This is a genomic window from Natrinema versiforme JCM 10478, from assembly GCF_000337195.1.
Classification (GTDB): domain Archaea; phylum Halobacteriota; class Halobacteria; order Halobacteriales; family Natrialbaceae; genus Natrinema; species Natrinema versiforme.
This window is the reverse complement of record NZ_AOID01000016.1, coordinates 93,910-118,795: the sequence shown is the minus strand read 5'-3', so window position 1 is coordinate 118,795 and position 24,886 is coordinate 93,910. Positions and strand designations below refer to the sequence as shown.

At 65.7% G+C, this 24,886-nt stretch carries 26 protein-coding genes and 1 pseudogene; 16 read left to right on the top strand and 11 right to left on the bottom strand.

Annotation, left to right across the window (positions count from 1 at the left end; all coding sequences use genetic code 11):
* A pseudogene (locus C489_RS22535) lies at positions 1 to 127 on the bottom strand (iron ABC transporter); the annotation flags it as partial.
* 60 nt (positions 128 to 187) lie between these two features.
* Here C489_RS22535 and C489_RS05295 point away from each other — a divergent pair.
* The 4 genes from C489_RS05295 (at position 188) to C489_RS05280 (ending at position 3,117) form a co-directional block, all read left to right on the top strand.
* Positions 188 to 1,252 carry a PGF-CTERM-anchored ABC transporter substrate-binding protein gene (locus tag C489_RS05295; protein ID WP_049890635.1) on the top strand — a complete coding sequence of 355 codons (1,065 nt, stop codon included), beginning with the start codon at positions 188 to 190 and terminating at the stop codon, positions 1,250 to 1,252.
* 115 nt (positions 1,253 to 1,367) lie between these two features.
* A complete protein-coding gene (gene srp19 / locus C489_RS05290) occupies positions 1,368 to 1,649 on the top strand; it encodes a signal recognition particle subunit SRP19 (RefSeq protein WP_006430132.1) in 282 nt (93 codons plus the stop codon).
* Entirely contained in the window at positions 1,649 to 1,903 is a 255-nt protein-coding gene (locus C489_RS05285; RefSeq protein WP_006430131.1) for an H/ACA ribonucleoprotein complex subunit GAR1, read from the top strand. Before srp19 ends, C489_RS05285 begins: the two co-directional genes overlap by 1 nt.
* Positions 1,904 to 2,031: 128 nt before the next feature.
* Positions 2,032 to 3,117, top strand: a complete 1,086-nt coding sequence (locus tag C489_RS05280; RefSeq protein ID WP_006430130.1) for a presenilin family intramembrane aspartyl protease PSH — start codon at positions 2,032 to 2,034, stop codon at positions 3,115 to 3,117.
* 47 nt (positions 3,118 to 3,164) lie between these two features.
* On the opposite strand, the gene C489_RS05275 is transcribed toward C489_RS05280, so the two are convergent.
* A complete protein-coding gene (locus C489_RS05275; protein WP_006430129.1) occupies positions 3,165 to 3,872 on the bottom strand; it encodes a DUF6517 family protein in 708 nt (235 codons plus the stop codon).
* Between the two features lie 141 nt (positions 3,873 to 4,013).
* Positions 4,014 to 5,528, bottom strand: a complete 1,515-nt coding sequence (gene cysS, locus C489_RS05270) for a cysteine--tRNA ligase (RefSeq protein ID WP_006430128.1) — start codon at positions 5,526 to 5,528, stop codon at positions 4,014 to 4,016.
* A gap of 144 nt (positions 5,529 to 5,672) precedes the next feature.
* Here cysS and C489_RS05265 point away from each other — a divergent pair, with 144 nt between their 5' ends.
* Positions 5,673 to 5,978: a DUF7344 domain-containing protein gene (locus tag C489_RS05265; RefSeq protein WP_006430127.1), complete on the top strand. Its 306-nt coding sequence runs from the start codon at positions 5,673 to 5,675 to the stop codon at positions 5,976 to 5,978.
* A gap of 244 nt (positions 5,979 to 6,222) precedes the next feature.
* Here C489_RS05265 and C489_RS05260 read toward each other — a convergent pair whose 3' ends face one another.
* On the bottom strand, positions 6,223 to 6,735 hold the full coding sequence (locus C489_RS05260) for a DUF7523 family protein (RefSeq protein ID WP_239642033.1): 513 nt from the start codon (positions 6,733 to 6,735) through the stop codon (positions 6,223 to 6,225).
* Positions 6,736 to 6,867: 132 nt separating this feature from the next.
* Between C489_RS05260 and C489_RS05255 the strand changes: the two genes are divergently transcribed.
* From C489_RS05255 to C489_RS05230, 6 genes are all read left to right on the top strand, one after another.
* Positions 6,868 to 7,191 (top strand): NifU family protein, encoded by a 324-nt coding sequence (locus C489_RS05255; protein WP_006430125.1) that lies wholly within the window; start codon positions 6,868 to 6,870, stop codon positions 7,189 to 7,191.
* Between the two features lie 59 nt (positions 7,192 to 7,250).
* Positions 7,251 to 7,508, top strand: coding sequence for a BolA family protein (locus C489_RS05250; protein WP_006430124.1), 258 nt, complete (start codon positions 7,251 to 7,253; stop codon positions 7,506 to 7,508).
* Between the two features lie 165 nt (positions 7,509 to 7,673).
* A complete protein-coding gene (locus tag C489_RS05245) occupies positions 7,674 to 8,177 on the top strand; it encodes a universal stress protein (protein ID WP_006430123.1) in 504 nt (167 codons plus the stop codon).
* Between the two features lie 91 nt (positions 8,178 to 8,268).
* Positions 8,269 to 8,751: a PH domain-containing protein gene (locus C489_RS05240; RefSeq protein ID WP_006430122.1), complete on the top strand. Its 483-nt coding sequence runs from the start codon at positions 8,269 to 8,271 to the stop codon at positions 8,749 to 8,751.
* A gap of 1 nt (position 8,752) precedes the next feature.
* Positions 8,753 to 10,423 (top strand): PH domain-containing protein, encoded by a 1,671-nt coding sequence (locus C489_RS05235; protein WP_049890624.1) that lies wholly within the window; start codon positions 8,753 to 8,755, stop codon positions 10,421 to 10,423.
* Positions 10,424 to 10,525: 102 nt separating this feature from the next.
* Positions 10,526 to 11,218, top strand: coding sequence for a hypothetical protein (locus C489_RS05230; RefSeq protein WP_006430120.1), 693 nt, complete (start codon positions 10,526 to 10,528; stop codon positions 11,216 to 11,218).
* A gap of 104 nt (positions 11,219 to 11,322) precedes the next feature.
* Here C489_RS05230 and C489_RS05225 read toward each other — a convergent pair whose 3' ends face one another.
* The 4 genes from C489_RS05225 to C489_RS05210 all read right to left on the bottom strand — a co-directional run bounded on the left by C489_RS05225 (position 11,323) and on the right by C489_RS05210 (position 15,757).
* Positions 11,323 to 12,495 (bottom strand): ABC transporter ATP-binding protein, encoded by a 1,173-nt coding sequence (locus C489_RS05225; protein ID WP_006430119.1) that lies wholly within the window; start codon positions 12,493 to 12,495, stop codon positions 11,323 to 11,325.
* A 40-nt stretch (positions 12,496 to 12,535) separates the two neighbouring features.
* Complete coding sequence (locus C489_RS05220; RefSeq protein ID WP_006430118.1) at positions 12,536 to 13,474, bottom strand: carbohydrate ABC transporter permease; 939 nt, start codon at positions 13,472 to 13,474, stop codon at positions 12,536 to 12,538.
* Positions 13,471 to 14,391: a carbohydrate ABC transporter permease gene (locus tag C489_RS05215; protein WP_006430117.1), complete on the bottom strand. Its 921-nt coding sequence runs from the start codon at positions 14,389 to 14,391 to the stop codon at positions 13,471 to 13,473. Before C489_RS05215 ends, C489_RS05220 begins: the two co-directional genes overlap by 4 nt.
* A gap of 103 nt (positions 14,392 to 14,494) precedes the next feature.
* Positions 14,495 to 15,757: an ABC transporter substrate-binding protein gene (locus C489_RS05210; RefSeq protein WP_049890623.1), complete on the bottom strand. Its 1,263-nt coding sequence runs from the start codon at positions 15,755 to 15,757 to the stop codon at positions 14,495 to 14,497.
* Between the two features lie 210 nt (positions 15,758 to 15,967).
* On the opposite strand from C489_RS05210, the gene C489_RS05205 reads away from it, so the two are divergent.
* Positions 15,968 to 17,377 (top strand): class II fumarate hydratase, encoded by a 1,410-nt coding sequence (locus C489_RS05205; RefSeq protein ID WP_006430115.1) that lies wholly within the window; start codon positions 15,968 to 15,970, stop codon positions 17,375 to 17,377.
* Between the two features lie 35 nt (positions 17,378 to 17,412).
* On the opposite strand, the gene C489_RS05200 is transcribed toward C489_RS05205, so the two are convergent.
* Both C489_RS05200 and C489_RS05195 read right to left on the bottom strand, forming a co-directional pair.
* Positions 17,413 to 17,844 carry a universal stress protein gene (locus tag C489_RS05200; protein ID WP_006430114.1) on the bottom strand — a complete coding sequence of 144 codons (432 nt, stop codon included), beginning with the start codon at positions 17,842 to 17,844 and terminating at the stop codon, positions 17,413 to 17,415.
* Between the two features lie 84 nt (positions 17,845 to 17,928).
* Complete coding sequence (locus C489_RS05195; RefSeq protein WP_049890633.1) at positions 17,929 to 18,999, bottom strand: CNNM domain-containing protein; 1,071 nt, start codon at positions 18,997 to 18,999, stop codon at positions 17,929 to 17,931.
* Between the two features lie 271 nt (positions 19,000 to 19,270).
* On the opposite strand from C489_RS05195, the gene C489_RS05190 reads away from it, so the two are divergent.
* The 4 genes from C489_RS05190 (at position 19,271) to C489_RS05175 (ending at position 22,925) form a co-directional block, all read left to right on the top strand.
* Complete coding sequence (locus C489_RS05190) at positions 19,271 to 19,504, top strand: HVO_2901 family zinc finger protein (protein ID WP_006430112.1); 234 nt, start codon at positions 19,271 to 19,273, stop codon at positions 19,502 to 19,504.
* A 214-nt stretch (positions 19,505 to 19,718) separates the two neighbouring features.
* Positions 19,719 to 20,207, top strand: coding sequence for a PH domain-containing protein (locus tag C489_RS05185; RefSeq protein WP_006430111.1), 489 nt, complete (start codon positions 19,719 to 19,721; stop codon positions 20,205 to 20,207).
* Positions 20,204 to 21,796: a PH domain-containing protein gene (locus C489_RS05180; protein WP_006430110.1), complete on the top strand. Its 1,593-nt coding sequence runs from the start codon at positions 20,204 to 20,206 to the stop codon at positions 21,794 to 21,796. Before C489_RS05185 ends, C489_RS05180 begins: the two co-directional genes overlap by 4 nt.
* Before the next feature lie 115 nt (positions 21,797 to 21,911).
* Positions 21,912 to 22,925: a patatin-like phospholipase family protein gene (locus C489_RS05175; protein ID WP_239642034.1), complete on the top strand. Its 1,014-nt coding sequence runs from the start codon at positions 21,912 to 21,914 to the stop codon at positions 22,923 to 22,925.
* Here C489_RS05175 and C489_RS05170 read toward each other — a convergent pair.
* Positions 22,915 to 23,781 (bottom strand): SDR family NAD(P)-dependent oxidoreductase, encoded by an 867-nt coding sequence (locus C489_RS05170; protein WP_083902761.1) that lies wholly within the window; start codon positions 23,779 to 23,781, stop codon positions 22,915 to 22,917. The genes C489_RS05175 and C489_RS05170 overlap by 11 nt on opposite strands.
* Positions 23,782 to 24,886 lie beyond the last annotated feature (1,105 nt).

Here is a 24,886-nt window from a genome sequence, read left to right as displayed (position 1 = left end):
GCATCGCCATCGCGACCGTCACGAGGTCGATCCTGACCGGGCCGAGCGCGGCGCTCGTGAGGGTAACGGCGACCAGCAGGACGAGGAGCCCGGCCGACCACGCCGCCGTTCGGGCCGGTCGATACATACCCGACAAGCAAGCTTGCAGCAGTCAAATATTTGTTGAAGTGGGGTGGAGGGGGAGACGATGCGACGATACCTTGCCGTCCTCTTGGCCGTAGTACTCACCGTTTCCGCGTTCGCGCCCGCCGCAGCCGGGCAGTCGAACGACGGCGGCGAATCGACCGTCGACTGCGAGTTTCCCCTCGAGGTGACCGACGCCACGGGCGAGACGATCACGCTCGAGGAGCGGCCCGAGTCGATCGTGGCGCTCCAGCCGAGCGACGCCCAGACGGTGTTCGAGATCGGAGCCGAGGACCGGCTCGTCGGAATGCCCGACAACCCGGCGACGAGCGACCTCGAACTCGACGACCGAACGGCCGTCACCGACACGTACCAGCTCCTCCCCGAGCGGGTGGTCGATCTCGACCCCGATCTCGTCTTGGCCGCCAACTCGACGGACAGCGAGAACGTCGCGCAACTCCGCAACGCCGGCCTCACCGTCTACCAGTTCGACGACGCGGCGTCGCTCGACGACGTTCGCGATAACGTCCTGACGACGGGGGAACTCACCGGCGAGTGCGACGGGGCCGAGGCGACCGTCGACTGGATGGACCAGCAACTCGAGATCGTCGAGACCGCACTCGAGGACACAGAGCGACCGCTGGCCTACTACGCGATGGGTGACGGGTACACCGCCGGCACGGGGACGTTTATTCACGAAGCGATGACGACGGCGGGCGTCGAAAACGTCGCGGAGCGCGCCGGCATCGAGGACTACGGGACGATCAACGCCGAAACGGTGGTCAACGAGAACCCGGACTGGATCATCTATCCCGATGACAGGGAGGAACCGCCGATCCACCAGTCGGTACAGGCGACGACGGCGTCTCAGGAGGGCAACGTCCTCGCCGTGGACGCGAATCAGATCAGCCAGCCTGCGCCCGGAATCGTCGATGCGATCGTGAACATCGTCGAGACGGTCCATCCCGACGCCTACGAGGAAGCGAGCGACGAACTCGAGGCTGGCGGCGAAAGCGACGACGGATCTGGCGACGATGCGAGCGGCGAGAGCGCCATCCCCGGCTTCGGCGTCGCCGCCGCGCTGGTCGCCGTGCTGGCCGCCAGCGCGGTCGTCGCGCGTCGACGATAACCCGAACCCCGACAGCCGATCCCGTTCCGTTTTCGCGTTTGCCGCTCGAACTCGCGGCGAACCCCGACGTATCGTTTTGAAAAGGGTTTACTCGCCGGCCCTCCCAGCAACGCGCATGGTCGAGAACGTCATCTGGCCCGCCTATCTCGATGCGGCCCTCTCGCGGGCCGAGGGACGGCGCGTGTCCGAGGATCTGGCGGTCGAGGAACCGACGGTCGACGAGATCGCGAAGGCTGTCCAGCAGATCGGGTACGACGCCACGATCGAGCGGGACAAAGCCTACTCCCGAGAGCACTGGGCCGACCGAGGCCGGGTCGTCGTCCGCGGTGCCGACGACTCGACGAAGAACGACCTCGTGCAAGCCGTGGCGGCGTACGTCGTCGCGATGCGGGACTGATGCGCCGAGTTGGGTCCGTCGTCCGCACCGCACAGGGCCTCGCCGTCCTCCGGGCGGACGACACCGACGGAGACGACGCCGACACCGACGCGTTCCGCGACGAGATCGGCACGATGGTCCTCGACGACAACCTCGAGACCGTCGGCCGCGTCGTCGACGTTTTCGGCCCCGTCTCCAGACCGTATCTGGCGGTGACGCCGGACGACGGCGTCCACCTGCCGTCGCTGGTGGGATCGACGCTGTACGCGCGGTAGCACAGCGTTCGGTAACTGAGTGGCACGGTTGCACAGTCCTCGCCCGCATGGGGCCGGTGGCTCGCCGCTCGAGTCCCGACGAACCCGGAGTGGAAAAGCCAATACGAGCGGGGTGCAAACGCCGCGCTATGAACGACCGAACCCGGATCCTCGCCGCCGTCGGTGTGACGGTCCTCCTGTTTCTCGGCGTCCAACTCGGGGCGCTCGCGCTGCTCGAGCCCTTTACCGAGTCGGAACGGCAGGCCGTCGAGAACCCCCAAGATCCGACCAACAGCATCCTCTACGTCGGCGTCATGCTCGTCGCGACCGGGCTCATGCTCGCCGCGTTCAAGTACGATCTGGACAACCTCATCAGGCTCTTGCTCGTCGGCGTCAGCGTGATGATCTCGTGGTACGTCTTCGCCGAACTCGTCCCGTCGCTGGTCGGGCCCTTCGTCTCCGACGGAGTCGCCGACGCTCTCGCGATCGCCGCCTCGCTTGCCGTCGGCGCGGCGCTGTTGTGGTACCCCGAGTGGTACGTCATCGACAGCGCCGGAGTCGTGATGGGTGCCGGTGCCGCCGCCCTCTTCGGGATCAGCTTCGGCGTGCTCCCCGCACTGGTCTTGCTCTCCGCGCTCGCGATTTACGACGCCATCAGCGTCTACGGCACCGAACACATGCTCGACCTCGCCGAGGGCGTCATGGACCTCAAGATCCCCGTCGTCCTCGTCGTCCCGATGACCCTCTCGTACTCCTATCTCGCCGCCGGCAGCACCGACGATGTCCTCGAAGACGACGACGAGTCCGATGAGGCCGGGACGGAAGCGGCGGCGTCCGACGCGGAACCGGACGCTGCTAACGCAGACGCGGAGACAGCCGAGACGGACGCCGAGGCTGCTGAGACTGACGCAGCGACCGCCGAACCCGACGCGGGTGCACTCGAGCGCGACGCGCTGTTCATCGGTCTCGGCGACGCGGTCATTCCGACGATCCTCGTCGCCAGCGCGGCCGCCTTCCTCGACGTGGGCACGCTCGCCGTTCCCGGAATCTCGCTCAATCTGCCGGCCCTCGGCGCGTTGCTCGGGACGATCGCCGGGCTGCTCGTCCTGATGTGGATGGTCCTCAAGGGGCGAGCCCACGCCGGACTGCCGCTGCTCAACGGCGGCGCGATCGGCGGCTACCTGCTCGGCGCGCTCGCGAGCGGCCTCTCGATCGCCGCTGCGATCGGGCTCTAGCGCCCACCGAACGCAGCAAGCGAACCCTGTCTTTTCGACGACTTCGGTCAGTTACTGGACCCGCCCCAGCCGTCGCTCTCAACGATGTCGACCTCGAGGTCGTCGTAGCTCTGCAGGCCGCCGATCAGCGTGTCGATCCGCTCCTGTTCTGCTTCCGTCGGGAGCACGTCCTCGAGCGGGTAGATCGCTGCGACCACGATGTGGTCGTCCTCGTGCTCGCGCTGGACGATATCGAGGGCGACGTCGATCTCGAACTCGCCCTGTAAGGTCGCGGTCCCCTCGTAGGACTCGAGGGAGAATCGCACACCCAGCCCCTCGAGTGCCCGGCCGCCGAGGGCGCGGACGATCTCGAGGCCTTCGTAGTGTCCCTGAATGCGGGCCGCGATCTCCCTGTCCGAGAGGTCGCTGATCGGGTTGAAGTCCTCGCCGCCGACGCTGACCTGCGGCGTCGTACCCACGCCGAACGCGCCGGCTCGGACCGGCTCGTCGCCGAACCGCCCGGACGGCAGATCGATCGATCGGTCGTACGTACTGAGGTAGCTCGTCGCCTCGATGTCCTCGCCGCCGACCTGCCGCTCGTCGACGCGTTTGCGCGTGCCCTGATACTCGTAGCCGGTTTCTGACGCCGCGTCCGCGGAGACGCGTGCCGGTGCCGCGGTAAACGTCGTCGCGTCGTCGGCGACCCCGCTGAGGCAACCGGCCGCCGTGCCGACGCCGCCGGCCGCGAGCGCGCCGATGAACTGCCGTCGGTCCATATCTCACTCCGACCAGCATCGAGGAAATAAGCGCCGCGGTGGTCTTCACTCCCTGATGACCGTTCAGCTGCTCGTCACTGACAGTAATACAGCCGGAATGGCGGCGGTATCGCCGATCCGGACCAGAACTGAGACCGACCGTTACTCGCCGGAGGGGAGCCGATACGTCGAGCCGTCGTCCGTGTCCTGCACTTCGATTCCCAGCGCCTCGAGTTCGTCGCGCAGTTCGTCGGCGCGCTCGTAGTTGCCGGCCTCGCGTTCCCGCTCGCGGACATCGAGCATGAGATCGACGACATCGCCGGCGAGTGCCGCCGATCCCGTCGTCTCGCCCACAAAGGAGAGTCCGAGCACGCCGCCCAGTTCCTCAAGGGTCTCGACGGCACGCCGGAGCCCGCGGTAATCGTAGCCCTCGTGAGCGTCGCGATCCCCGCTCTCGGCCTCGAGGTGCCGGTTGATCGCCGTCGCGACCGACAGCAGCGCGGACTGGGCCTCGCGCGTGTTGAAGTCGTCGTTCATCGCAGTCGTGAACGCCTCCCGCGCGCCGTCGACTTCCTCGCGGAAGGACTCGTCCGTGACCTTCGAACTCGCATCGGGCGAGTCGAGGGCCTCGACGGCCGCCTCGTAGCCCCGCTCGAGTTGGTCCCAGCGCTCCTCGGCCTCGGCGATCGTCTCGTCGGAATAGAGCTGTTTGCTGTTGTAGGAGCCGGCGGTCAGGAACGTTCGCATGACGTTTGCCCCCCAGCGGTCGATCGCCTCCTCGACCGTGACGAAGTTGCCCAGACTCGAGGACATCTTCTCCTCGTCCATCTGGAACAGTTCGCAGTGGAGCCAGTACTTTGCGAACTGCTGGTCGGTCGCGGCCTCGGACTGGGCGATCTCGTTTTCGTGGTGGGGGAAGACCAGATCCCGGCCGCCGACGTGGATATCTAAGGTTTCGTCCAAGTGGGTCATGCTCATCGCCGAGCACTCGATGTGCCAGCCGGGGCGGCCCTCGCTCCACGGCGAGTCCCATGTCAGGCCTGCCGGCGGGTCGCCGCCGTGGTCGACGCCCTCGTGGCGGTGTTCTGCGACCGCGCTCTCGTCGACGCCGCCGGCTTTCCAGAGGGCGAAGTCCGCCGGATTGCGTTTTTCGGTGCGCTCGTCGGGATCGCCCTGTGACTCGATCTCGCCGAGTTCCTGATTCGAGAGCTTGCCGTACTCGTTGAAACTGGTGACGTCGAAGTAGACCGAGCCGTTGGACTCGTAGGCGTAACCCTTCTCGATCAGCGTCTCGACGAGGTCGATGATCTCGGGGACGTGCTCGGACACCCGCGGGTAGACCTCCGCGCGCAGGAGGTTCAGCGATCGCATATCGTCGATCGTCCGCTGGATGTAGGTCTCGGCGACCGCGCTTTCGTCCTCGCCCAACTCGTCTTCGCCGACGCGGGCGACGATTTTCTCGTTAACGTCGGTGAAGTTCTCGACGTGACGCACGTCGTAGCCGAGGAACTCGAGCCAGCGGTGCATGACGTCGACGTGGACCCACGACCGCGCGTGGCCCAGATGCGGCGGATCGGAGACCGTCAGGCCACAGTAGTAGAGGAGAACGTTCTCGGGGTCCCGTGGCTCGAACGGCTCTTTTGCGCCCGTCAACGTGTTCGTCACGTGCAGGGTCATTACGCTCACTTCCCCCGGCCGAAAGTTAAAGCGTGTGATGACACCCGGACGAGGCGCTCGCGACGGCTCGCCGCGGACCAAGCGAACGTTTGGACGCATTCGTCAGAATCCCTTTTGACGTATTGGGTGACGTGACACGCAAGAATGATGCAGCACGACGTCGCCGTCTCCGGTGCTGTCCGCGCGGACGACGGCACGACCCCGACCAGAACCCGGTGGGAATCGATGCAGCGCCGCCACCGGCTCGTCGCCCACCTCGAGTCTCGAGCCGACCGCGCGACCGTCGATCGACTCGTCGACGCGCTGGCGAGCGACGACGAGGAACCGCTCGAGCGCACGCCGCTCCGGGTTCGGCTCGTCCACGTCGACCTGCCGCGGCTCGAGGACGCGGGGACGATCGCTCACGATGCAGACCGCGGCACCGTTCGGCTGCGCGAGGAACCCGACTAGTACCGACGCGGGAAGTGAGTTGTCCGTCGGCTCTCTTGGTGCTCGAGACGAAGGCGACGTTCCGACGAGACGACGGGGATGCTACGACAGGTCGGCCCGCCGACGGCGCTCTCGGGTCCCGTCGGTCCGCCCGTCCGCCGTCTCCATCGCGGCCTGTATCAGCATATCCAACCGTTCGGCATGAGCCACAGAGCAGTTCCGCCCGGTCGTTCGTTCGCAGCGACTCGAGTTTCGCCCGTCGCCGTCAGTTCGGGTCGTCGCCGCCGTGCGCGACGGTGTTCTCGAGCGCATCCTCGACCGTCCGCAGCGCCGTCGCCGCCGCAAGTCGGTCGACGACGACAACCAGCGTCCCGTCGGCGACCGCCGCGGCGTCCGGCGCGATCCCCTCGATGCCGAGTCGCTCGAGGACGGCCGCCGCGGCGGCCGCGTCGACCTCGCCGGTCGCAACGATAGCCGTCGAATCGCCGTCCCGGGGGCCGAACGACGCGCCGCCGATGGTCACGAGCGCGTCGTCGCGATCCTCCTCCTCGAGTCGTCCGACGCCGCTTTCCATCCGCACGCGAACGTCGCGGGAGTCGGTCTCGCGGGCGGGCAACTCGTCGGCGTACCGGCGCAAGGCCGTGGCAATCGCGTCGGTCTCGCCCTCTACCGGAAGCGAGCGGGCCGCGGCGGTGTAGTTGACGACGCCGGCCCGCAGCGCGGTCCGGAGGAAGGGGCGACGGTCGACCGCCCGGCGCGTCTCGGCTGCCAGTGACATAGCGGGGACGGCGTTGCGAGCGGGCATAAAGCCGCCGCCATCGCGGCTCGAGTTGCCGCGTTTCCCGTCCACGATCCCGGCACAAATCGATTCGACCGACAGTATATACCGTTCCGGGCCCTTGGCTCGCCCATGAGCCAGTCCGAGCCGGAGCAGTCGGCCGAGGACGCCGTCCGGGAAGACGTATCGCTGTTCCTCCGCCGGAATTTCCCCCAGATCGAGGCCCACGGCGGCGAGTCCGCGATCACCGAGGTCGACCTCGAGGAGGGACGCATTTCAATCGCCCTGTCCGGGGCCTGTAGCGGCTGCGGCGTCAGCTCGATGACGACCCAGGCGATCCAGCAGCGGCTGCCCGCCGAGATCGATCCGATCGACTACGTCGACGTCAGTACCGGGTTCGACGGGATGGCCGGGGGATCGTCGGGGCGCGACGTGCCCGACGACGTGCCGTTTTGAACCGGTACGCCACCGACCGCGACCGCGGCGCTTTTGCCGCGAGCGACCAACGCTCCCCTATGAAGCCAGCCGACGTCGAGGAGATCATCGAGTCGAACCTCGCGGACGCCGACGCCACGGTCACGCACGCACGCGACGAACACGACGAGGACCACCTTGCCGCGACCGTCGTCTCGCCGGTCTTCGACGGCCTTCCGCTCGTCCAGCAACACCAAGAGGTCTACGACGCCTTGGGCGATCACATGACCACCGACATCCACGCCCTCGAGCTGTCGACGTACACGCCCGAGGAGTACGACGACCGCGAGGCCGAGTAGCCGCGTCTGGCCGGGTTCCGCGTGGAACGAATGCCATCCCCGCGGACTCGTTTCACGCCGTGAAGCGGCTTCACGGAGCGATTCGAACACGAGGAGTGAAACCCTGACCCGGCGTGCATGGTTTTCTGGACAATTATATTCCTCTCCGGCCGGTAGCGCGACGTAATGGCATCGTCCTCGAGCGGAACGAACGAATCGACCTCGAGTAGCGCCCTTCCGGCTGCAGATGTACAGTCAGCTAGCGCGGCGACGTTCGACCGCGTTCTCGTCGCGATCGACGGCGAGACCGACGACGCGGTCGGGTCGGTCGCCGTCGCGGAGGCCGCTCGCCACGATGGCCGAGTCGAGACGCTGTCGGTCGTCCCGATGAACGCCTCTGTCGACCGGTGGGATATGGTGGTCGAGCGCCGGGAAGCAAGCGCCGAGGCGGCGCTGGATGCGGTCGGCGACGCGGCCGCCGAGGCCGATGTCCCGGTCTCGAAGCGGCTCCGATACGGCGACCCCGTCGAGGAAATCGTCGGCTATGCGAGACGCAACGACGTCGACCTCATCGTTCTGGGCGAACCGTCCCGGTCCGGTCTCCGCCGATTCCTTTCGCCGACGAGCGTCACCGAACGGGTCCGCAAATCGGTGTCGGTTCCCGTGCTTACGGTTCCCGCAAACGACTGAATGCCGTTCCAAACCCGCCGTCGGTGAGCCGATATTCGCAGCGTGTCCCCGGAACCGTAGCTTTATCCATCGGTATTGACACATATCAAACATGGAATCGCTGCATCCCCGCATCCGACTACTCTGGATCGCCCGCAGCGCGCTCGCTGCGGTCCTGCTCGCCGTCGCCCTCGTCGCCCTCGAGCAGTGGCTACCCGCCCTGCTCCCGGTCGATTTCGCCGTCCCGCCGGCGGCGATGGCCGCCGGCGTCGCGGTCGCGTTCGGTCTCGGAATTATCTACGCCGTCCGCCTCTATCAGGTCTGGCAGTTCGAACTCCAGGACGACGCGCTCTACCTCGAGCGGGGCGTCGTCACCTTCGTCGAGACCGCGGTTCCCTTTGTGCGGGTTCAGCACGTCGACACTCAGTTTGGTCCCGTCGAGCGGGTGCTCGGCCTCTCGAGCGTCGTCGTCTACACGGCCGGGTCCCGAAACGCGGACGTTCGGATTCCGGGGTTGACGCCGGACCGCGCCCGGAGCCTGCAGAACACGCTCCGCGAACTGGCCGTCGAGAGCGAGGCCGAGGATGCCGTCTGAGATGAATCGACTCCACTCGTTCAGCGCGGTTGCGATGGCGCTTCAGCGCGGCGTCACTGGCCTCTCGATGCCGTTTTTCTTCGTCATGATCCTCTCGAGTCTCTTCGACTTCGTGGACGTCGGCTGGACGTTCGTGCTGGCACCGATCGGGTTCGTCGCCGGCGTCGGCTACGGCCTCGCGTACTACTATCGCTTTACCTACGCGATCACCGACGACACCTTCGACGTGACGTCGGGCGTGTTCTCCCAGCGGTCCCGCGAGATCCCCTACGGTCGCATCCAGAACGTCGACGTCGCGCGGGGCGTCCTCCAGCGGGTGCTCGGACTCGCCGTCGTCTCGATCGAGACCGCTGGCGGCGGCGAGACCGAGGCCACGCTCAGGTTCGTCAGCGAGGCGGAAGCGAACCGCCTGCAACGCGACATCCGGCGGCGAACCGCCGCCGTGAAACAGCGCCGACGCGAGGCCGATTCGGCCGAGGCCGGCGCTGGCACCGCCACTGATACCGGCACCGATAGCGATCCGTCTCCCGGCTCGTCGCCGGCTCGAGCCGACGACACGACGGCGGCGGCGTCCGAGCCCGGACAGACGCCATCGGCCGACCGGACCCGCGAGGAGACCCAGTACGCGGACTCCCGACGGAAGCAGTTGTTCGCGCTCGAGCCGCGAGAACTCCTGTTGTACTCGCTCTCGTCGTTTCGGCCGGCCGCCGGCGCGGGGCTCCTCTTTCTTTTCGCCGTCGCGAGCGACCCCATTCTCGACTACCTCATCGCCGTCGCCCAGCCGTTCGGCGGTCCGGCGGCCCTCGAGAGCGGCTCCGTCGGCAGCTACGGCATCCTGACGCTCGTCTCGATGATCAACGCGATTGCCGTCACGTACGTCCTCAACGCCGGGTATACGTTCATCGCGTACTACGACTTCCAGTTGGGCCGTGCCGACGAGGACTTCGTCTACGAACGCGGCCTGTTCCAGCGCTACAGCGGCTCGGTCCCCGCCGACAAGATTCAGGCCGTGACGATCACCGACAACCCCCTCCAGCGACTGCTCGGCTACGCCGGCCTCTGGGTCGAGACGGCCGGCTACGGCCCCGAGAGCAGCGGCGGCAGCCAGTCGGCCGTTCCGCTCGCTGACACGAGTCGGATCCGTCGCTTCGCCGAGAACCTCACCGGCGTCGAGCCGCCCCAGTTCCGGCGGCCACCGACGCTCGCCCGCCGACGCTATCTCGTCCGCTACGCCATCGTCGCTGCCGTCATCGTCGCGATCGCGTTCGGACTCGCACAGGTCTCCGCCCTCGAGCGCTGGTATGTCGCCGCGATCGTCTTCGCGGCGGTGCCGCCCGCGGCGCACCTGAAGTACGTTCATCTGGGCTACTTCGTGGGCGAGGACCACCTCGTGATCCGAACCGGGTTCTGGAAGCGCCGGACGACCGTGATCCCCTACTACCGGATCCAGACGGTCTCGACACGGCGGTCGATCTTCCAGCGGCGGCTCGGGCTGGCGTCGGTGGCCGTCGACACCGCCAGCTCGCGGACGTTCAGTTGGGGGACGCCGACGATCTACGACATCGACCTCGAGGACGCGCGTCGCGTCCACGACCGCAGTCGAGAGAACCTGCAGGTGGCCCTGCGCGACCGCGCTCGAGACGACCTCGGGTTGTCGGTGGATTTCACCTGATGGACGCGAGACCACGACGCTTTTGCCCCGACCGTTCTACTCGCTCCGTATGGATGCAGACGGTCTCGACCGACCGATCGAAAGACGCGGTCGGATGTGGGTATGATCACCGACGCACTCCGGTACCCGGTCGGCGACCCCGTCGGACGGGCGGCGCTGCTCAGGAGTAGCGTCTGTGTCGTCGCGGTCGCGGTCGGACTGCGGTACGCGGCGGCGTTCTCGCCATCGGTCGTCGCGCTCGGGCCCGCGCTCGTCGCGGTCATCGCCACCGTCGTTCTCTCGGGAACGGCGGCGGTCGTTGTCGGAGCCGCCGACAAGCGGTCGCAACCGCCCGTCCGAGCGGTCGTCCGACCCGGCATCGAGGCGCTCGCGTTGTCGGTCATCTTTCTTGCCCCGCCGGTCGCCCTGCTGGCGCGATCACTGACCACGACACCGGCGGCGCTCGCACTCGAGGGCGGCGCGGGACTGTTCTCGCTCGTCTCCTCGACCGCCTCGTTGTTCTTCTTTGTCGCGTGTGCGTACACGTACCCGGCTGCGGTCGCCACAACTGCCTCGACCGGACGCCTGCGTGCGGCCCTCGAGGCCGACACGTTACTCCCCGTGTTGACCGCTCCGGCGTACCTCCTGCGGTGGATTACCGGGTTCTCCTTCGTCGTCCTCGCGGTGTGGCTCGTCGGCGTCTCCGCCCGTCGCGGCGACGCGCTGGGGCTTATCGCCGCGGCGGCGACCGCCTATCTCCTCCTCGCAAGCGCCCGCGTCGTCGGCGTCGGCTACGCTCGAGCGTCGGGCAGGTAACCGGGCTCGAGCCAAAAACGGCCGGCTAACACTCGCGGCGGAACGAAAGAACCAGCGCTGCAACCTGTCCGGCAACCGCCGGGTTCGGACCCGGTCCGCGCCGATCAGACGTTCGGGACTCGCGGCTCGTTGCTCTCGACGCGGCGGTTGTGAAGCGCCTCGTTGGTTTCCCCGTCGAAGACGTGCACCGCGTCCTCGGGAACGTGGACGACCACGCGGTCGCCCGCTTCGACCTGGCTCATGCCGTCGATCGTTGCGATGATCCTCTCGCTTCTGTCCGCACCGAGATCGAGGTAGACGATGTTCTCGTCACCGGTCGGTTCGACGACGGTGACCGACGCGGGGACGGTGTGGCCGTCGGCCCGCCGTTGGTCACCCTCGCTGCGTTCGATGCTGATGTCCTCCGGGCGGACGCCCAGGACGAGGTCGTCTCGATCGCCGATCGCCGTCGAGATGTCCGCCGAGACGGTATACTCGAGGGTCTCGTTGACGAGGACGGCTCCGTCGCCGTCCGCGTCGCGGCGCGTCACGTCGAAGAAGTTCATCGCCGGCTCCCCGATGAAGTCCGCGACAAATACGTTTGCGGGCTCGTGATAGCACTCGAGAGGCGTGCCAACTTGCTGGAGTTCGCCGTCGTTGAGGATGGCGATCCGGTCGCCCATGGTCATCGCTTCCGTCTGATCGTGGGTCACGTAGACCGTCGTCGTCTCGAGTTGCTCTTGCAGTTGCTGGAGCTCGGTCCGCATCTGGGCCCGGAGCTTGGCGTCGAGGTTCGACAGCGGCTCGTCCATCAGGAACACGGCGGGTTCCCGGACGATCGCGCGACCGAGCGCGACGCGCTGTTGCTGGCCGCCCGAAAGCTCTTCGGGCTTCCGGTCCAGCAGGGGATCGATCCCCATCATTTCGGCGGTCTCCTCGACTCGAGCAGCGATCTCGTCGTCCGAGAGGTCGGTGGACTCCTCGAGTCCAAACGCCATGTTCTCCCGAACGGTCATGTGCGGGTACAGCGCGTAGGACTGGAACACCATCGCGATATCCCGGTCTTTCGCCGGCACGTCGTTGATCACCCGGTCGTCGAGGCGAATATCGCCGTCCGAGATTGTCTCGAGGCCGGCGATCATGCGCAGCGTCGTCGACTTGCCACAGCCGGATGGGCCGACGAGAACGAGGAACTCCCCGTCCTCGATGTCGATCGATACATCGTTGACGGCAACGATCTCGTTGCCGTCGGTTTCCGTGAATACTTTTCGTACGTCGTCGAGTTGGGTTTCTGCCATCGTCAAATCCTCCGGTTCGATACCGTTCGTTGTCGGTCGGTCATGTCTGTACCCCCTCCGCGAACTTGTCGGCGAACAGCACGTAGACGAGCAAGGTCGGGAGTGCCGTGATGAACGCGCCCGCCATTCGGAGCGGGTAGTCCGTCCCCTCGAGCGACTGGCCGAGCCCTGACAGGATAAGGGTCGCGGACGCGGCCGGGTCGTTGGTGCTCCCGATGATCGTCAGCGAGAACAGGAATTCGTTCCAGATCTGGGTGAACTGGAAGATGAACACGACCGCGAACATCGGTATCGACAGCGGCAGGACGATCCGTCGGTAGACCCGCCAGACCGACGCGCCGTCGAGTCGCGCAGCCTCGATCATCTCGTTGGACATCGTCTTGTACTGCGAGCGAAACAGCAGCGTCACGATCGGGATCCCGTAGGCCGTGTGCGTAATGATCAACTCGAGGATCGTCGCGTAGTGTGGCTCGAGTAGCGGGAGCCCCCACAGGAACGAGAGTCGCGCGCCCAATTGCATGTACTGGCTCCAGAACTGGAACAGCGGGACGATCACGGCCTGGTACGGGACGAAAATACCCGCGATGAACAGCGCCAGGACGGCGATCTGACCACGCCAGTCGACGAGCGTCAGCCCGTAGGCGGCCATGCTGCCGAGGATCGCACACAGGATCGTCGAGGGGATGGTAAACAGCATGCTATTGACCATCCCGGGCGCGAGGTAATCGAACGCGACCTGCCACTTCTCGAACGTAATCCAGCCCGCGTCGAGGGGAGGAAGGAACGGGAAGGTGTTGTCAAGCCCGGTCGGCGTTTTGATCGACGTTACGAGTCCAGACTCGATCGGGAGCAGGTAGAACCCGACGAGGCCGATCAGCGTGGCGTACAGCCCCACGCGACCGAGCGTAATCCCGTCGGTCACGCGCTTCATCGCCGTCTGTTCCGCCGCCTCTTCGGTGGTAACTGATTTCTCGCTCATAGGTTCCCTCGCTTGTACTGGTTATACAGATACGGCGTGATGACTCCCAGCGACAGGACGAACAACATGAGCGCGATCGACGACCCGTACGCCCACTCGGACCGGCCGAACGACTCACGGACCATCTTGGTCGCCAGGATGTCGGCCCCGCGGCGGGGTCGGTAGCCGTCGAAGGTCGCGTACAGGAAGTCGAAGGCCTTCAGCGCGAACAGCACTAGCGTGACGGTCGCGCTGACCATCGCCGGCCGCAACTGCGGAATGATTACGCGCCAGTACATCCGAACCGTGCTCGCTCCGTCGGCCCGTGCGGCCTCGTACTGGTCGTTCGGGATCGATCGGAGCGCGGCGAGGTAGATGATCATCGTGTACCCGCTGAACTGCCAGACGAGCGCGAATATCACCGCCCCCAATACGAGTTTTGGACTCCCCAGCCAGCTGTACGGGCCGAGCCCGAACACGCCGATGAACTGGTTGATAATACCGTTGTTGACGTTGTACATCCACCGCCAGAACTGGGCCGTGACGATGAACGAAAGGGCGAACGGCAGGAGATAGATCGTCCGAAACGACCTGCTGAATCGGATCTCGCGATCGAGCAGCAGTGCTAAGAGCAGGCCGACAATCAGACAGACGACCGTGAATCCCACGAGCAAGACGAACGTGTTCCGCGTCGCCGCCCACATCCCCGGATCGTCCAGCATCGCCCAATAGTTCTGCAGACCGAGGTTGCTGTAGTCGGGGTCTCCGAACCCGGAGTACTCCGTCAGCGAGAGCAGGAAGTTCCAGCCGATCGCGGCGTAGACGAAAAAGCCCATCAACAGGAACGGCGGCAGCCAGAACGGTGCCGACTGTACGATATCGCTGTCGAGCCAGCGTTGGAACGTCGAGCGCTTCTCGCTCGTCCCTCCGTCCGTCATGACGCGTCGCTCGCCACTCGTCCGTTCGCTTTCGGGACCCTCGCCTTGGGTACGCCGAATGCTACGCAGTAATAGTAAAAAACGTTTCATATTTGAGGACTAATTAGACGCTGTCCATGAAGCCGCTCGTCGCACCGTCGACGTCGTAGGGGTCCGCGAAGTTGTTGTTGAGGACATCCTCGAGGTCGGCCTGCGTGCTCGTGTCCACGGCGAGACCGTGTGCGAGCGTCGGCGGCTTCTCCGCGGCGTTGTCGAAGTCGTCGATCGTGTCCGTGAGGTAGGGGTTGAACTCGTCGGTGGATACGTCCGTCAGCGTCGGGATCGATCCCTTGTACTGGTTGAACGCAACCTGTGCCTCTTCGGACCCGACGAACTGCAACCACGTCGCGGTATCCTCGGGCGTCGGGTTGTCGCTCGGGTAGATGAACGAGTCGATGTGGAGGGTGTAGTAGTCCTCCGTCCCGGGGTACCGGATCGCATCCCAGTCTTCGCCGTACGTGAGATCTCTGTCCGGGGAGAGGTATGCACCGGCGGCCCAGTTCCCCTGATGGATGAACGCGGCGTCGCCGCTCATGATGTCCTGGTTGACCTCCGTGAAGTCGACGGAGGCCGCGTCGGAGTTGATGTAGCCGAGTATCTGCTCGAGTTTCTCGAAGGTGTCGCGGACGGCGGCTTCGTCGCCGTTGCCGTCGATGAAGTTCGTGTAGGCCTCGTAGCCGTGCTCGCCGAGCATCGTCTGGGCCCACGTCTGGAGGATACACCACGGCGCGAGCGAGAACGCGAACGGCGTCGCGTCGGTCTCCGATTCGACGGCGTCGAGCGCATCGATCAGCGCGTCGGCGCTGTCGATCGACTCCGGATCGACACCGGCGTCCTCGAGGACCCCGACGTTGTAGAAGAGGTCGTTCAGGCGGTGGGAGCCGAGCGGAACCGCCGAGAAGCCGTCGTTGTACTCACAGAGTTCGACCGCTTCCTGGACGTGGGCCTCTTTCAGACCGGCCTCGTCCCAGACCTCCGACTCGATGTCGCCGACGGCGTCTCCGTACTGCTCTAAGTTCGCACCCGGCCAGCCGGCGAACGAACTCGGCGGATTGCCGCCCTGAAGGCGGTTGGCGACCGTCTGGTCGAGGTTTTCGTTGCCGCCGCCACCGATCGGATTCTCGTTGAAGTCGATGTCCGAGTGCTCGTCTTCGAACGCCGAAAAGAGCGCGTCGGCGGCATCGGCACCGTCGCCGCCGGTCCAGCCGTGGAGGACCTCGAGCGTATCGCTGCCGCCACCGCCCGTACACCCTGCGAGACCAGCGAGCCCCGCTGCACCTGCCCCTTTCAGCACCGTTCTCCGTGGCACCTTGTTAGCGTCAGTCACTGCGAATCACACATGATCGATTGTCTGGGTCCTACTTAATAGTTTTCAATATTAATTATGTTCTGAGTGAATGGTTTGATATGGTGGGAGTTAACATATGTCTACCAAGATGCCGACACAGTGAACGTCGGAGCGGTTACGTGGATTTCCGCCTCGGGACGCGGAATCAGACCGGTGGATTTTACGCACCCGCCCGTCAACGCACCGTACATGAGCGAGGATTACAGAGTCGAACGCGACAGTCTCGGCGAGATGCAGGTGCCCGCGGAGGCCTACTGGGGGGCACAGACCCAGCGCGCGATCCAGAACTTCCCCATCTCGGGGATCACGTTCAGCCGGCGATTCATCCGCGGGCTCGGCGTGGTCAAGAAGGCCGCCGCACAGGCTAACCGCGATCTCGGTCTGGTCGACGACGATATCGCCGAGGCGATCATCGAGGCCGCCGACGAAGTCATCGCCGGCGAACACGACGACCAGTTCCCGGTCGACATCTTCCAGACCGGCTCGGGGACCTCCTCGAACATGAACGCAAACGAGGTCATCGCCAACCGCGCCGCCGAACGCATGGGTAGCGAAATCGGCGACCGCGTCGTCCACCCCAACGACCACGTCAACTACGGCCAGTCGAGCAACGACGTCATCCCGACCGCGATGCACGTCGCCTCGCTCGAGGCCGTCGAGAAGGACGTCATCCCGGCGCTCGACACCCTCCGCGAGGCGCTCGAGGAGAAAGAAGAGGAGTTCGACGACGTGATCAAGACCGGCCGAACGCACCTCCAGGACGCGACGCCGGTCACGCTGGGCCAGGAGTTCAGCGGGTATCGAACCCAGGTCGAGAAAGGGCTCGCACGGGTCGACCAGGTGCGCGACCACCTCGGCGAACTGGCCCTCGGCGGCACCGCGACGGGGACCGGGCTCAACACCCACGAGGAGTTCCCCGGCCGCGCGGCCGAGTACATCACGAAAGAGACCGGCGTCCAGTTCCGCGAGGCCGACAACCACTTCGAAGCCCAGGCCGCCCACGACGCGATGAGCGAGGCCCACGGCGCGCTTCGGACCGTCGCCGGCTCGCTGAACAAGATCGCCAACGACCTCCGACTGCTCGCCTCGGGCCCGCGCAACGGGCTCGGTGAGGTCGAACAGCCCGAGAACCAGCCCGGTTCCTCGATCATGCCCGGCAAGATCAACCCGGTCGTCGCCGAGGCCGTCAACCAGGTCCACAAGCAGGTCGTCGGCAACGACGCCGCCGTCTCCGCCGGCGCTGCGGAGGGCCAGATCGATCTGAACCTCTACAAGCCCGTCCTCGCCCACAACTTCCTCGAGTCGGCCGAACTCATCTCGAACGCGAGCCAGGTCTTCGGCGAGCGGTTCGTCCGGAAACTCGAGGCCAACGAGGCCTACTGCGAGGAGCGCGTCGAGCAGTCGATGGCGATGGCCACCTCGCTGAACGTCCACATCGGCTACGACAAGGCAAGCGAGGTCGCCAAGACCGCGCTCAAGGAGGACAAGACCGTTCGCGAGGTCGTCCTCGAGAAGGGCTACCTCGACGAGGAGGAAGCCGACGAGGTCCTCGACCCCCGGAAGATGGCCGAGCGCGGTATTCTCGGCCAGGACGACTGAGACGGCAGGGTCTCGTTTTCGAGCGTAATCGACTCTCAGGGCCGCGCGATCAGGACCGACGCGTCGACCGTTCGAATCACGCGGTCGGTCGTGCTCCCAAGGAGCCGCTCTTTCACGCCCGAGCGCCCGCTCGCGCCCATAACGACGAGGTCGGCCCCGATTTCCGCGCTTTCGGTCGCGATCACCTCGTGTGGCACCCCCTCGCGGGTAACCCGTTCGCGGGGTACGTCCGCGCGCTCGGCCCGCGCCGTCGCGTCGTCCAGGGCCGACTCGGCCTCGTCCTCGAGCGTTTTCGTCAACTCTGGGGCCAGCGCCCCCTCGCCGGCGGCAGCCATCTCGGTTCCTGCGTCGACGACGTGCAGGAAGTGTACTGTCGCCGCCGCTCCGTCGGCGATCGCGACGGCCTCGTCGACCGCCGCCGCGCTCGAGTCGCTCCCGTCGGTCGGAACGAGGATGTCGTCGTACACGATCCCCGTTTCGGGTTCGGCGCGAAAAAAGCGAGAGCGCGCAGTCGCATGGTCGCGCGGCCCGTCGAGGGATGCTGCCGGCGATCAGCGATCGACCGGCTCGAGGTCAGCCTCGTCCAGCGGGTCCTCGATGTCGCCCATCACCGCCTCGAGCAGGTCGGTGACGGTGACCAACCCGACGACCTCGCCGTCCTCGATGACGAAGGCGAGTTCCTGGTTTTCGGTCTGGAACTGATCGACCGCGTCGCTGACGTCGGTGTCGGGCGAGAGCGTCATCGGCGGCGCGGCCAGTTCCTCGAAGTCGACGTCGCCGTCGGCCAGCGCCTCGCGGTGCCGGACGAAGATCGGCGTGTAGACGATTCCACGGAAGTCGGTCAATTCGTCGCCGACCAGCGGGTACCGCGTCTGGGGGCGCTCCTCCATCCGCCGGAAGTTCTCCGCGGGCTCGGCGGTCGTCGACAGGGCGACGATCTCGTCGGCGTCGATCATCAGCTCGCGGATGGGGCGCTCACCGATATTGAACGCGTTCATCACTTCCTCGCGACGGTCGTCGGAGAGATCGCCTTCCTCGAGGACGGAGCCGAGCCGGTTCCGGAGGTCGGCCCGCGTCTCGATGACCTCCTCTTCGGCCTCGGTCCACGCCTGGGTCATCTCGACGCCGAACAGTCCCAGCGTCGCCTTGGCGACCCAGTCGCCGAAGTGGATCAGCGGGGCGATCGCTTTAGCGAACCAGTACAGCGGCCGCGCGCCGTACCGACAGACCTGTTTCGAGCGTTCGACACCCAGATACGTCGGCGTCTGTTCGCCGTGCGTGAGGTGGACGAGGTTGATGAGCAGGAAGCCGAGGATCGATCCCGCGCCCGCAGACGCCAATGCCGTGTTCGCAAACAGCGGCTCGAACAGCGCCGCCAGCCCCGGCTCGGCGACGATACCGAGCGCGATGCTGGTCCCGGAGATCCAGACCTGACAGGTCGTCAGATAGAACTCGAGGTCGTCGGTCATCTCCCACGCCAGTCGCAGCCCCGGGGTATCGAACTCGGATTCCGGATACTGCCGGGCGCGCGTCAACCCGAACTCGACCGCGACGAAGAAGGCGTTCAACACGATGAGAACGATTCCGGCGACGATCCGTGCGCCGATCTCGATCGGTTCCATCGTTCGTCCGTTCATTCGGCGATCACTTATCAGTCGGGGAACCGACCGGAACGGTTAGCGGGATTCACTCGTCTCTCGTCGTCCGCCAGCGACGGTCCCATCGTGAGCTACCATCCGAGGGACAACTCGCGATCGCGTAAACACGGATTCCGACCGTTCTTTCTTCCCGACTCGTCTGCCCCAAATCGGGACAGCGAGGCCGAATCAGGGCCGTCTCCGGCGGAATAAAAGAACCCAAGCAGTTTTTGCGGATGCTCGCATGGGACGAAATATGCACACCTGTCGCAACTGTAATCAGTCGTTCCAGACCGAACTCGCCCTCGAGTTACACCGCGATACGTGCGGGGACGGACAACTCCTCTGTGAGGTATGCGGAGAGCGATTCCAGGAAGGAACTGCGACCGAAGACGGCTGGCACTACGAGTGCCCGAACGCCGACTGCGAGGGAGACGGACTACAGGAGGACCTCTATCGCGTCGGGAACGTCCGAACGGCCACGCAGTAACCTCCCTCGAACGCGGCTCGCTTCTCTCGTCGTTCGCCCGTGAGCGACGGCTCGAGAGGCCGTCCGGGCCGCGGCGACCGAACGGCTCTCGGAGACGGCATGTCTCCGCTGCGGACGAATCTGTCGAGCACCCGGCGGCCATCAGCGTCTTTCACCTCGTGAGAACTGCCGCCGCTTTCCCACCCTTTAATCGGGTAGTGGCCACACGATACGTATGGAACGGCTCACCCCGCGAGTGCGAGTCGTCTGGATCGCCCTCGCGATCGTTCGAGCCACGATTTTCGGTGGCTTCCTCGTGGGCGCGGCGATCGCCCTCATGCGGACCGATTTCTGGGACGCTGCACCCTCGATCCTCGTCCCCGCCGCCGTCGCGGTCGCCGTCGTCCTCGCGGTCGTGCGCGTACTCATCGCCTGGCGACGCTACGGCGTCTGGCGATTCGACCTTCGGGACGACGACCTCTACATCGAACGCGGCGTCTTCACGCGCGTCAAGACGATCGCTCCCTACGTCCGCGTCCAGCACGTCGACTCCCGGCGCTCGCCGCTCGAGCGAGCCACCGGTCTCGCGACCGTCGTGGTCTATACGGCCGGCTCCCGGAGTTCCGACGTCGCGATCCCCGGGCTGACACCGTCCCGCGCCGAGGAGGTCCAGGAATCGCTCCGCCGACTCGCGATCGAGAGCGCGGGTGAAGACGCCGTATGAGGTCGCTCCACCCGGCGTCGGTTGCCGTCCGCTCGCTCTCGCGGAGCCTCAACACCGGCTTCCTGTTTTTCGTCGTCGGCATCGTCGTCTCGCCGGGCGGGAACGGGACCGATCTGTTGTCGGTCGGTGCGCTCGTTGCGATCGGCATCGTGATGGGGATCATCTACGAGTTCGCGTACTACCGACGGTTCCGGTACGAACTCACCGAGAATTCCTTCGACGTCACCTCCGGAGTGATCGCGCGCAGGGACCGCGAGCTTCCGTTGGGACGCGTTCAGAACGTCGATATCAGACAGAACGTTGTCGGTCGGATTCTCGGCATCGCCGCCGTCCACATCGAAACCGCGGGCGGCGGCCAGACCGAGGTCAGCCTGCAATATGTCGCCGAGGACGAAGCCCATCGGCTCAGGCGACAGCTTCGAAGCGGCGCGAGCGCTGAAACGAGCGATGCGGCCGACTCGAGTCCCGACGAAACGGGAGCGCAGGCGACCGAGAGCAAACGGGAGGCGGACGACGAGAAACTCCTGTTCGAGATCCGGCCGCACGAACTCGCGATCCTGAGCGTCTTCACCATCGATCCGGGTGCGAGTCTGCTGGGCGGTATCGCGCTCTCGTTCGCCAGCGGCTTCGACCCCGCGACGTTGCTCCCGACCGACCGCATCGCGGGGCTCCCGGGGCCGGAATCGGGATTGCTCACGCTCGCGTGGGGGCTCGTCCTCTTCTTGCTCGCCGCGTGGGTCATCAGCGCGGCGCTTACCTTCACCCGGTACTACGGCTTCCGGCTCACCCGCGCCGGCGACGAACTCTACTACGAACGCGGCCTTCTCCAGCGCTACAGCGGGACGATTCCCCTCGGGAAGGTCCAGACGCTCACCGTCTCTGAATCGATTCCGTTCCGGTGGTTCGGCTACGCCGCGCTGAGCGTCGAGACGGCCGGCTATGCGCCCGGCCAATCAGATTCCCGCGGGACGGAATCCGCGATTCCGCTCGCCGACGCCGACCGCGTGGCCGAACTCGCGCGGGCGATCGAACCGTTCGGGCCGATCGACCTCGAGGCCCCGCCGCGACGGGCCCGCGAGCGGTACGCGGTCCGGTATTCGCTCGTCGTCGCCGCCATCGTCGGCGGCGCGTATGCGGTGGCTCGGTATACGGCGGTCGTCCGGCAGTGGTACGCCTTCGCCGCCCTCGTCGTTCTCGTCCCGGTCGCCGCCCACCTGAAGTGGTCGAACCGGGGCTACCGAATCGATGACCGGTACTTTCTCACGCGCACGGGCTTCTGGCGGCGGACGACCAAAATCGTCCCCTACTACCGGGTACAGGCAGTCCTCCATCAGGCGACGATCTTCCAGCGCCGTCGCCGACTCGCCAGCGTGACGGCCGATACCGCCAGCTCCGCGACGCTCCTCGGGCGGGCCGCAACCGCCTACGACGTGGACGCGGATCGGGGACTCGAGATCCAAGCCACTATCGAGGAGCGATTACAGAACCGACTCCGCGCGCGCCAGCGCGAACGGACGGTCGAGCGGTGGTTTCGCGACGACGAGTCGCCGGACGACGACCCGTCGGCGGAGCCCGGCGACGGCGGGTAAGCGTCAGCGCCGGGCGGCGAGGACCGATGCCGGTCGCTCGAGAGAGGTAGTTACATGGCCCCGACTCCGAAACGGCCATCGGAATGAGCGACGAGCACACGAAAGTCGCGATCGCCTGTCAGGGGGCGGAAGTCACACGGCGTTCACTGCGGGGGCGCTCCAGCGGCTCCTCCCGGAGATCGCCCGCCCGGAGTACGATCTCGTCGGGTTCTCGGGGACGTCCGGTGGCGCGATCTGTGCGCTGCTGGGCTGGTACGGACACGTCCATCCTGATCTCGCGCCCGGCGCACTGCTCGGCGAGTTCTGGAACGATCTGAAAGCGACCACGCCCGCTGAGCAGTTCGTCAACGATTTCGCGGTCGCGATGACCGAACTCAGGACGATGGGGGTCGGATTGCCCCAGTACAGCCCGACACAGACTCCCGCCGGGATGATGGCACAGCGGGAGCTTCGATCGCTGCTTGAGCAACACGTCGACTTCGAGCGCGTTCGATCGCTGAGCGATACGATCCGCGAGCGGCGGCGGACCGAGAACGCCGTCCTCCCGGCGTTACTGGTGAGCGCGATCGACGTGTTGACCGGCGAGTTTCGAGTGTTTCGCGGCCACGAGATGTCCGCCGACGCCGTCCTCGCCAGCGCCGCCGAGCCCGGCATCTTCGACGCCATCGACGTCGACGACGGCTACTACTGGGACGGGCTCTTCTCGAAGAACCCGCCGGTCCGGGACTTCTCGACGGCCGCCGACATTCCGGATCCCGACGAGGTCTGGCTCGTCCAGATCAATCCCTCCACTCGGTCGAAAGTCCCCCGCTCCCAGGCCGAAATCGCCGACCGGCGAAACGAACTCAGCGGCAATACCGCACTCGAGCAGGAGGTCGCGTTCATCGAACAGGTAAATGAGTGGGTCGATGCGGGCTATCTGCCGGACCGGTACACGCACACGGATCCGGCGGGTCAGGTTCGACGAGGAACTCCGGTGGTCGACGAAACTCGACCGGTCGCCGGCACTCATCGACGCGCTGTTCCGGACCGACCGCGAGCGAGCGGGGTCTTTCCTCGCCGACCGGGCCGCCGACGCACGGCCGACGAACTACACCGAGGTTCCGTGATTTCGGGACTCAGTAAGTGAGGCTCATCCCGCCCTCGTGGGTCATGTCGCCGCCGTTGAGGTGCTTGCTGTGATGCGAACAGCCCATCACGTACAGGTTCGCGACCTCGTAGGGCTCCATCATCTCCTTGACGCGAGTGCGCTCTAGCATGACGTTCTCGACGACCTCGTCGACGGTCATGTCGCGCCGGTCGGCCGTGTCGGGGAGTTGTTTCGCGACGAGCGCCGTCTTGACGTAGGCGGTGCTGACGGTAAACGCCCGGACCTTCCCCTCACCCTCGGCAGCGATCGACTGCGTGAGCCCCCGGAGCCCGAACTTCGTCGTGTTGTAGGCCACCTTGTCCCGGGTCACGATGTGGCCGTGGACTGAGCACATGTTCCCGACGACGCCCGCTCCGTCCTCGTTGTCGCGGAAGTGTGGCAGGCAGTGTTTGGCGAGGACCATCGGTGCCCGCTGCATGACATCGTGCATCAGGTCGTACTTCTCGAGCGGAAAAGACTCGATCGGCGCGACCGTCTGGATCCCAGCGATGTTGGCCAGATAGCGGACGCTGCCCGCCTCGGCCGCCTCGTCGACGATCCGCTCGAGGTCGGCGTCGTTCGTCAGGTCGGCGACGACCGTGTGGAGTTCGCCGGGCAGCGACAGGTCTTCGGACTGCGTCCGCGTTTCGGCCAGCCCTTCCTCGTCGCGATCGGTCGCAAGGACGGTGAGCCCGTTCGCGGCGAAAGCCAGCGCGGTCGCCTGTCCGATCCCCGAGCCGGCCCCGGTCACGATCGCGACGTTCTCCGCGATGTAGTTCGGGTCCTCGAGTTCCAGGAGATCGTCGCGCGTTAGTTCGGACGGCCCGTACTTTTCCATCGCTTCCTCGACGGTCATATCGGCCATAACAGTCCGGAAGGCCACCAGCAGGGAATAACTACCGCCGATGCGGACTGCGCTATGTTATCAACAGAGAAGGACCGGCTCCGATTCCGGTGACGGCACGTATCGTACCTGCAGGGAGCCATAGTTTCGAGGAAGCCGCGAACCGGTCGCTCCTATCCAGTCTCACCCCTTCGAATGAATATAGCGCTATCTACTTTATTAGTCTGGGTACGGACAGCGATTCCGTCCAGCGAACGGAATTGGAGAGGCCATCCCATCGACGCAGACTGTTCGAAGCGGACAGCCAGTCGTGCTGAAGTCTGCGGTGAAGGGACGATGTCGCATCGTGATGGACGCACACCACTGAAATCCGCTCAGCGGCGCTCTGAGAGGCTTCGAACTGAAGTGGGAATACTACTGAGAACGAGTTCAAGCCGGTGAGAGTGTCCGTTAGGAGAGTGACTGGGCTCTCCTGAGAGACTCGAGACCACCCCTAAAGCTGATCGCTCCGATGGAGACCGGAGATGGAGGCGGCCGAATCAGTGGCCTGTACCGTGTTCCTCGCACCATCCAGTGTCGAACCGGAGACTCCCTATGACAGTCGAGTCCGAGACAGGCACTGCAGACTGATGCTGTCGACAAACCGAACGAAGCGTCTGGAGAGGGTTACGACCCTACTCCAGTGAGCCATCGGCGGGACAGCGGCTCGACGTCCGCTGTAGTCGACTGAAACACCGATTACTGATCGATAATCGGCGACGTTTCCGCGACAGCATTACAGAGACACGAGAACGGTAGTACGACGACTCGTCGAATCGACCGGGGAGACACGCAGTCACAACCGTATTGCGGTCAATCGGCCTCGAGAGTCGATTTCGGGGTGGTATCGCGCTGTTCCTCGCTGACGGAACGCGCTTTTGTCGACGGAGTGGAGCAGGTCGACTCGAACTCGAGCCCCCACCCGAGGAACCGCTTGCCGAATTCCCGACCGAACTTTGGTGCTTGACCGCGCGGCGGAACGAGAACTCGAGCCGATCCCGGCCTGTTCGGATCGATAATCACGACTCATCGGTAGCCGGTCGGCTGCGGCGACGACCGCGACAGCTACACGGAAATC